The 8,099-nt window shown below is 60.6% G+C and carries 6 protein-coding genes; 3 read left to right on the top strand and 3 right to left on the bottom strand.

All coding sequences use genetic code 11. The features are described from left to right. Window positions 1–121: 121 nt before the first annotated feature. Complete coding sequence (locus AC5O77_RS17610) at window positions 122–919, bottom strand: siderophore-interacting protein (RefSeq protein ID WP_100433931.1); 798 nt, start codon at window positions 917–919, stop codon at window positions 122–124. A gap of 59 nt (window positions 920–978) precedes the next feature. Continuing rightward, window positions 979–1,539, bottom strand: coding sequence for a PadR family transcriptional regulator (locus AC5O77_RS17605; protein ID WP_494507026.1), 561 nt, complete (start codon window positions 1,537–1,539; stop codon window positions 979–981). Between the two features lie 568 nt (window positions 1,540–2,107). On the opposite strand from AC5O77_RS17605, the gene aceE reads away from it, so the two are divergent. The 3 genes from aceE to AC5O77_RS17590 all read left to right on the top strand — a co-directional run bounded on the left by aceE (window position 2,108) and on the right by AC5O77_RS17590 (window position 6,578). Further along, window positions 2,108–4,795 (top strand): pyruvate dehydrogenase (acetyl-transferring), homodimeric type, encoded by a 2,688-nt coding sequence (gene aceE / locus AC5O77_RS17600; protein ID WP_494507025.1) that lies wholly within the window; start codon window positions 2,108–2,110, stop codon window positions 4,793–4,795. A 103-nt stretch (window positions 4,796–4,898) separates the two neighbouring features. Next, the gene (locus AC5O77_RS17595) at window positions 4,899–5,711 is read left to right on the top strand and encodes a hypothetical protein (RefSeq protein WP_494507024.1); all 813 of its coding nucleotides are present in this window, start codon (window positions 4,899–4,901) and stop codon (window positions 5,709–5,711) included. Between the two features lie 405 nt (window positions 5,712–6,116). Next, entirely contained in the window at window positions 6,117–6,578 is a 462-nt protein-coding gene (locus tag AC5O77_RS17590; RefSeq protein ID WP_494507023.1) for a very short patch repair endonuclease, read from the top strand. On the opposite strand, the gene AC5O77_RS17585 is transcribed toward AC5O77_RS17590, so the two are convergent. Beyond that, window positions 6,557–8,068: a DNA cytosine methyltransferase gene (locus AC5O77_RS17585; protein WP_494507022.1), complete on the bottom strand. Its 1,512-nt coding sequence runs from the start codon at window positions 8,066–8,068 to the stop codon at window positions 6,557–6,559. The genes AC5O77_RS17590 and AC5O77_RS17585 overlap by 22 nt on opposite strands. Window positions 8,069–8,099 lie beyond the last annotated feature (31 nt).

Here is an 8,099-nt window from a genome sequence, read left to right as displayed (position 1 = left end):
AGATGTGTATAAGAGACAGGTTCATGAGGTTGCCGGCCAGCGGCCGGCACTACCTGTTGCAGGGCGTGCGGACCAACGGTCCGCACCCACCAAGCAGGGGCCGCACCCACCGGCTGTCCGGTCAATCGCCGTCGGTTTCGTCCGGGTGGGCCTTCCAGTAGCCGGTGGAACGGATCCAGTCGCGCGGCACGCCCAGGTGGCCTTCGATGAACTTGCGCATCATCCGTGCGCGGCGCGATTCGGTGGCGATCCAGTAGAAGACATCACCTTCCGGGGCTTCGAAGTCGGTCAGCATGTCTTCCAGCAGCGTGCTGCTGGCCGCGGGGAAGCCATTGCGCTCCAGCCAGTGGATACGCACGTTCTCGTACTGCGGCAGGTCCTGGCGTTCGGCTTCATCGCTCACTTCGATGAAGGCCTGCACCTCGGCATCCTCCGGCAGCACGTCCAGCCAGCGGGCGATGGCCGGCAGCGCGGTTTCATCGCCAATCAGCACATAGGCGTCGTAGCTGTCGGCCACCACGAACGAGCCGCGCGGGCCGCCGATCACCAGCGTATCGCCAGCCTGGGCCTGCTCGGCCCACGGCCCGGCAATGCCCTGGTCGTGCAGCACGAAGTCGATGGCCAGCTCGCCGGTTTCGTGGTCCCACCAGCGCGGGGTGTAGTCGCGGGCCGGTGAGGGCTCCTTGCCGGCCGGATAGCTGCGGCCTTCGGCAGTGACCACCGGCAGCACCATCTCGCCGCTGGCGTTGGGGAAGAACAGCTTGATGTGATCGTCAGCGCCGGGCGAATCGAAACCGGCCAGCTCGGCGCCACCCAGCACGATGCGGCGCATGTGCGGGGTGACCTCTTCGGTGCGCAGCACGGTCAGTTCACGGAAGCGCACATCCAGGCGCAGGCGCGTGTTGTTGTGTTCGGTCATGGGGTTACCTGTAGAGGTGTCGCGCGGGGGCGCGCGGCGTAGGGGCGACCTGGCTGGAGTCAGTCTGGCTGGGTCGTTGAAAAGGATTGGCTCTCGCTACCGGCCGTACCGTTGAGCAGCGCGGATGCCCGCGTCAGCAGCGCCGCAACTTCTTCCGCCTCGCCCTCGGCCCAGCGGCCGTGGTGATGCACCAGCGCCCGCTTGAACTCGCGCAGGGCACCGGCCAGCGGCGGCGGCAGCGAGGCCTTGGTGATCTCGCGGGCGCGGTCGAAGGCACGCCGCTGCGCCAGGCGCACCTGGGTGCGCTGCACCTTCAGCTCGAACTCGCCGGCGGCGGTGATGCGGAAGATCCGCTTGCCGTCCACTTCCTCGGCCTCGATCCAACCGGCCTGCTCGAAGCTGGCCAGGAGCGGGTACATGGTGCCGGCGCTGGGCGTGTAGGCCTGCATGAACTGGTTGCTGATCAGCTGCATCAGCTCGTAGCCGTGGCGCGGCTGCTCGCCGATCAGGGCCAGCACCAGCAGGCGCAGGTCGCCGCGGCTGAGCACCCGCGGCTGGCCGTTGCGGCGTGGCACTTCCGGATTGGTGGAACGGGTTCTGGGAGAAGCGGTACGGCTCATTTCGATATATCGGTAAACGAGTGTGCAAACGATATATCGATATATCGAAGCCGACAATCATCGATCCGGCCACAAGCAGGTCAGTTTTGGGCCACGGCCGGCCCCGCCCACAGCAAAAGGGGCGCCCCTTGCGAGGCGCCCCGGGCAACACTGTGGAAGGGAGTGAGGCAGGGCCAGACGGCGGACCGAAGCGGGCGAGGCCAACACTCGAGCCCTACCCTGAGGGCAGGGCGGGGGGCGATCCAGAGGCAGGTGCGACACGTTGTCGCCCGTTCAGCGCCAGCACGCGGAGCCGATACAGGTGGGCATGGCGCTGCCCTACAACCGTCATCGGCAGCGGTAACACTGCGTCCTGCACATGGGCGCAGCGGCCCGCAAGCGACAGCCCGCGCAGCCAACAAGGCCCGCCGCAGGGCCTTCAGCGGGCCCGGCAAGCCCCTTGCGGACACTGGCCGGTTGCATCCATACGCCTGCGTAGCCAAGTGACGAAAGCCCTTGGTGCGCTACACTTTGCGGTCTAGAAATCTATACAACAGTCGCGCGCGTGCGTGCGGTTATGGGAGCGCTAATGAACTGGTTGAACGAGGTGCTGAACAACGACCCGAATCCTGTGGAAACCCAGGAGTGGATCGAGTCGTTGAAGGCCGTTATTGATGTCGAGGGCTCCGAGCGCGCGCATCAGCTGCTGGAAGGCATGGTGGAACTGACCCGTCGTTCGGGCGCCTACCTGCCGTTCTCTCCCACCACCGAGTACGTCAACACCATCGAGCCGCAGCTCGAGGCCAAGAGCCCGGGCAATGCCGAGCTGGAATGGCGCATCCGTTCGATCATCCGCTGGAATGCGATGGCCACCGTGGTGCGCGCCAACCGCAAGCCGGGTGACCTGGGCGGCCACATCGCCTCGTTCGCCTCCGGCGCCACCCTGTACGACGTGGGCTTCAACCACTTCTGGCGCGCCCCGAGCGAAAGCCACCCGGGCGACCTGCTGTTCATCCAGGGCCACAGCGCCCCGGGCATCTACGCGCGTTCCTTCCTGGAAGGCCGCATCAGCGAAGAGCAGCTGGACAAGTTCCGCATGGAAGTGGACGGCGGTGGCCTGTCCTCCTACCCGCACCCGTGGCTGATGCCGGAATACTGGCAGACCCCGACCGTGTCGATGGGCCTGGGCCCGCTGGCCGCCATCTACCAGGCGCAGTTCATGCGCTACCTGGAAAACCGTGGCCTGATCGAGAAGTCCGACCGCAAGGTGTGGTGCTTCATCGGCGACGGCGAGAGCGACGAGCCGGAAACCCTGGGCGCCATCGCCCTGGCCGGCCGTGAAGGCCTGGACAACCTGATCTTTGTGGTGAACTGCAACCTGCAGCGCCTGGACGGCCCGGTGCGCGGCAACGGCAAGATCATCCAGGAACTGGAAGGCGTGTTCCGTGGCGGCGGCTGGAACGTGATCAAGCTGCTGTGGGGCGGTTACTGGGATGCCCTGCTGGCCAAGGACAGCGACGGCGTCCTGAAGAAGCTGATGATGGAAACCGTCGACGGCGAGTACCAGAACTGCAAGGCCTTCGGCGGCGCGTATACCCGCGAGCATTTCTTCGGCAAGTACCCGGAAACCGCTGCGATGGTGGCCGGCCTTTCCGACGACGACATCTGGCGCCTGAACCGTGGTGGCCACGACCCGCACAAGGTGTACGCCGCCTACCACCAGGCCGTGAACACCAAGGGCATGCCGACCGTCATCCTGGCCAAGACCGTGAAGGGTTACGGCATGGGCAGCGCCGGTGAGGCACTGAACCCGACCCACCAGACCAAGAAGCTGGACGACGAAGCGGTGCGCCACTTCCGCGACCGCTTCAACATTCCGGTGACCGACGCGCAGCTGGCCGACGGCCAGGTGCCGTTCTACCACCCGGGCCCGGATTCGCCGGAAGTGCAGTACCTGCAGGAACGCCGTGCCGCGCTGGGCGGTTACCTGCCGCAGCGCCGCCGCAAGGCCGACAAGACCTTCGTGGCACCGAAGCTGGACGCCTACGAGCGCCTGCTGAAGAGCAGCGGCGAGCGCAGCTACTCCACCACCATGGCGTTCGTGCAGAGCCTGAACATCACCCTGCGTGACAAGGAACTGGGCCCGCACATCGTGCCGATCGTGGCCGACGAAGCCCGTACCTTCGGTATGGAAGGCCTGTTCCGCCAGATCGGCATCTACGCGCCGTTCGGCCAGAAGTACAAGCCGGTCGACGCCGACCAGCTGATGTTCTACCGCGAAGACCAGAGCGGCCAGGTGCTGCAGCAGGGCATCAGCGAGCCGGGTGCGATCAGCTCGTGGATGGCCGCCGGTACCAGCTACTCGGTCAGCAACGTGCCGATGCTGCCGTTCTACATCTACTACTCGATGTTCGGCTTCCAGCGCGTGGGCGACATCGCCTGGCAGGCCGCCGACATGCGTACCCGCGGCTTCCTGCTGGGTGGCACCGCCGGCCGCACCACGCTGAACGGTGAAGGCCTGCAGCACGAAGATGGCTTCAGCCATCTGGTGGCCGGTGGCATCCCGAACGTGCGCAGCTACGACCCGACCTTCGGCTTCGAAGTGACGGTGATCCTGCAGCACGGCACCAAGCGCATGATGGAAGACCAGGTGGACGAGTATTACTACGTCACCCTGATGAACGAGAACTACACACACCCGGAAATGCCGGAAGGCGCGGCCGAAGGCATCGTCAAGGGCATGTACCTGCTGACCGACGCCGGCAAGCCGAAGAAGGGCGAGCTGCGCGTGCAGCTGCTGGGTTCGGGCACCATCCTGCGCGAAGCCATTGCCGCCGCCGAGCTGCTGGACAAGGACTTCGGCGTGACCGCCGATATCTGGAGCTGCCCGAGCTTCAACGAGCTGCGTCGCGATGGTTTCGACGTGGAGCGTGCCAACCGTCTGCACCCGGAAGGTGAGCAGCGCAAGGCCTACGTGACCGAGCTGCTGGAAGGCCGCCAGGGTCCGGCGATTGCCGCTACCGACTATGTGCGTGCGTATGCGGACCAGATCCGTGCGTTCGTGCCGATGTCGTACACCGTGCTGGGTACGGATGGGTTTGGCCGTTCGGATACGCGTGCGAACCTGCGCCGGTTCTTTGAGGTTGACCGGTACTACATCGCGCATGCCGCGATTGCGGCGCTGGCGAAGGAAGGGAAGATGACCGCGAAGGATGTGGCCCGGGCGATCAAGCAGTACAAGATTGATCCGGAGAAGGCTAATCCTGTTGGGGTTTGATGCTTCTTTAGGGGCCGCAGGCGAATAAGCCTGCGCCCCCTAGGTTTCAAAAGCGATCGGATCGCAGCGCGAGCTTCAAGGAATGATCCCAAGGGGGGGGGACTTGGCTAAATTAACTTCTGCTGCGGTTCTAACCGTGGCCAATGTTTGGCTCGCTATCGCGACAAACAGCAGCATCCTGACGCTAGGTTTCTTTAAGTCCGGGATTGGTGCCCATCTGATTGCGTACTGGGTCCAGTACTACTTTTCTGCGATCGCTCTCGCTCTTATTCTACTGCTTTACTGGCTGGTAGATCGCCGTAAGCGACTGGATGCTTTTGTTAAACACGTCTTGGACTTGGCTGTTGAGTTCGACGTCAAGGATTCCTATGACGACGAGCTCTGTCGTGCGACGGTATACAGGTTCCGCCGGATCAGCTTTCTTGCGTGTATTTCTTACAGGCAGGTCTGGGGAGAGTATCGTATGCCTTGGGCGGGTTGGCTTGTGCCAGTTTCTCGCTCCGGTGCACATTCGATACCCGTGATCGGCCAAACAGTGTTCAGAGCATCACGCGTTCAATGCACCAAAGGTGATTACCATGGTGTCACAGGTGCGATCTGGAGTAAGGGCAGGCACGTATTCAGTGCAGAGCCTACACCGACCGACGGTCGTAAGCAGCGTGCCCACGCTCAAAGCACAGCGAAGAAGATGTTCCTTTCCGACAGGGAGTACCAGCGACGCTTGGCAAGCAAGAAAACGCTGTCTCCATACATTTATGGGCGCCGAATCGATATTTCCGGCGATAGATGCTGGGGCGTGGTAGTGTTTGACCTGCCAGCTCCTCCTAAGGTGTTGGAGGCGGGGGCTGGGCATCAAACCTCTGATCAACTAGTCGTTGGAGTGCTTGCTAGAGCTATTGAAGGGGGAATGTCATGAGATGGAAAATGATTGATGCAGGCCAAGATGGTCTACCCGAGACGAAGATACCTAGGAAGATTGGCTTCGAATTGAATAAGGATGAGTGCCCTGAGTATATCTTTCGCTACTTGAGTCCTTCGACTGGAAGGGTACGGGTTCATGAAGATGCCGGGGCTATTGTTTCTGTCGAAAAAGGTTCGAATCGAGTCGTAAAACTAATTCTCAAAGAGAATGGACGCGCGGACGATTGCAGGGACGAGAAGATGAAGAATGCTCTCGAGAGCTTGTTTAAGAGAGATGGTAATTTCGATCAATTAGAGAGGCGGGTTATATCGCTTATTGAGACTCAAATTGTTCGTTCGCGAGTTTTCTATAGCAAGTAGTTCTTGCAGGGCAAATAACCTGGTTCGTGCGGAGCCGTAGATGACGGACGTCGTAGGTAAGTTAAAACGTTCGCAGATGATGTCAGGTATTAAAGGGAAAAACACTAAGCCGGAAATGCAGGTTCGTCGCTTTCTGCATTCGTGTGGTTTTCGCTATCGCCTGCATCGAAAGGATCTGCCCGGAGCGCCGGACATTGTTTTAGTTCGAGATCGGGTTGCTATATTTGTTCATGGATGCTTTTGGCATAGGCACCCAGGCTGCAAGTATGCGTCAACTCCCACTGCGAGGAGGGATTTTTGGTTGGCGAAGCTTGATGGTAATCGTTTGCGTGATGATAGAAATCAAGCGTCTTTGCTAGCCATGGAATGGCGAGTCGCTGTCATATGGGAGTGCGCGCTGCGACATTCTCCTCAGGTCGTGCTGGAAGGTTTGAAGAGCTTTATTCACTCTAACCGAAAGTTTCAAGAGTACTCTCTGTCTCAAGGTGCAAGCACGGAATAAACTACATCCGCAATCTGCCGCGCCATCCATGGCGGCACTGCATTGCCAACTTGGCGGAACTGAGCTCCACGTGAGCCTTCGAAGAAATAGTTGTCCGGAAAGGTTTGCAGTCTCGCGGCTTCGCGTACTGAGAGACTCCTCAACTGCGACGGGTCCGGGTGAATGAAATAATGGCCGTCCTTCTGAAGGTGGCTTGTTACCGTTGAGCTTGACTCGTCTCTGCGTTGGACCTTGAAGCGGTCAACAAACTTCCCGCTTGTCCAGTTCTCATGGTCTGGATGCATGCCTTCAGGGAATTCGCCAGCACCACGCGGCGATCTGCCATGAATCTTCGTGAAAGCCGATGCGTAACCATAGCGAACGAGATCCATCCACATATGAGGGCGAACCTCATGATTCAAAATGTAGCCGAGTCGCTCGTCCAGCAACCACGGCTTGAGATGTTCTGGAACCTCATCCACTGTTGCCGTCCACGGCCTAGCCCTGCCACCAGCGCCAGCATCCAGAGCAGGTACCAGCTTCGCTTGGGTGCGTAGTTCAGCTGAAACCCTCGCATCGTCAGATAGTTCTGCCGCACGGAGCAGAATCTCCTTGGCTGCATCGGGCCAGTTATCGAAATCGATATTGGTGATGCCGCTTCTGAGATGAGGCATTCCGCCGATAACTTCGCCCACGCTGTATTTGGCCGGCGCGCGATTGATCTGGCGTAGCGATGAAACGTCAATGTCCTCCCGGACACCGAAAAGAACCACACGGTGCCGTGCCTGAGGAACACCAAGCTCCTCGGCCCTCAGAATGTAACGGCGTCCATCGTCGTCATCGAACAGACCACTCTGATCCTCTACCAAAGGGATAATTCGGTAGCGCGGGCCGTTCCGGCCACCAGGAGCTCGAAGGTCCGCGAGAATGCGCGGGAACATCAGCTCACCACCTACTTTCGAGGAGAGAATGCCCTTGACGTTCTCCATCACAAACGCAGCGGGTGAGTACTTCTTGATGATCTTCAAGTAGTGCTGGTAGAGGAAATGGCGCGGATCCTCCTCTGCCTTGTAGCCCACTACGCCGCGGTTTCTGGCACGCCCGACCAAGGAGTACGCCTGGCAGGGAGGTCCACCAATCAGAACCCATGGGTCTTCCTGCGATGCAACTTCGCGAATGCGGGCATGAAGCACCTTGTCGTCTTCGGAATCGCCGAGCTTCAACTGCCTCGCCTCATGGCAGGCATTCTCCCACTCAGTCTTGGTCGCCTCCGTCCAAGGCCGGTCCACCCGTCCCGCCACGTAGTCGTAGTAGCTATCCGGCACCTTGTGGGGTGCGAATTGGCGATAGAACGCGCGAAGTCGAAGCGTCTTGGCTGCATTGACCTCCATTTCGGCCGAAATGGCGATCTTGAACGGGCGTGACTTCGAAGAGCGGGAAGGGGTGTAAGCGGAGAACCCTTCGCCCAGCCCACCGGGGCCTGCGAAGATGTCGACGACTGGGATGTGCATGCCTTGCTTCACAATTATAAATAGGGGCGCA

The organism is Stenotrophomonas sp. INTA L402-1 (genome assembly GCF_059295135.1).
Note: the sequence above shows the minus strand (reverse complement) of the source record. Positions and strands in the feature narration are given on the sequence as shown.

What these genes read in the sequence shown, in the direction of transcription:
- AC5O77_RS17610 (WP_100433931.1), bottom strand. Translation starts at nt 919, where the DNA reads ATGACCGAACACAACAACACGCGCCTGCGCCTGGATGTGCGCTTCCGT.
- AC5O77_RS17590 (WP_494507023.1), top strand. Translation starts at nt 6,117, where the DNA reads ATGACGGACGTCGTAGGTAAGTTAAAACGTTCGCAGATGATGTCAGGT.
- aceE (WP_494507025.1), top strand. Translation starts at nt 2,108, where the DNA reads ATGAACTGGTTGAACGAGGTGCTGAACAACGACCCGAATCCTGTGGAA.
- AC5O77_RS17585 (WP_494507022.1), bottom strand. Translation starts at nt 8,068, where the DNA reads ATGCACATCCCAGTCGTCGACATCTTCGCAGGCCCCGGTGGGCTGGGC.
- AC5O77_RS17605 (WP_494507026.1), bottom strand. Translation starts at nt 1,539, where the DNA reads ATGAGCCGTACCGCTTCTCCCAGAACCCGTTCCACCAATCCGGAAGTG.